The organism is Pseudomonas sp. HY2-MNA-CIBAN-0224 (assembly GCF_040310285.1).
GTDB lineage: Bacteria > Pseudomonadota > Gammaproteobacteria > Pseudomonadales > Pseudomonadaceae > Aquipseudomonas > Aquipseudomonas helleri.
Window position 1 is genome coordinate 1 of the sequence record NZ_JBEOPQ010000941.1, and the last position, 232, is coordinate 232.

The following is a 232-nucleotide window of genomic DNA, read 5'->3' on the forward strand; positions in this document are numbered from 1 at the left end:
TTGCCATAGTGCGGAAACCCTGATCCGCTGGCATCACCCTGAATTGGGATTTATCCCGCCTGATGAGTTCATTCGCTTAGCCGAAAATTCAGGTAATATCTCGATGATCAGCGACTGGGTGCTAACGACCACCATTAAACAGCTAGCCCTATGGCAGCAACAAGGTATTTCACTCACGGTGGCGATTAATTTATCAGCCCACGATCTCACTAATCCTCAGCTACCACTAGAC

General features: G+C 48.3%; 1 protein-coding gene. It reads left to right on the forward strand.

Annotation, left to right across the window (positions count from 1 at the left end; all coding sequences use genetic code 11):
• Positions 1 to 232: EAL domain-containing protein (locus AAEZ03_RS29025; RefSeq protein ID WP_350583466.1), on the forward strand; the 232-nt coding region annotated here is incomplete at both ends.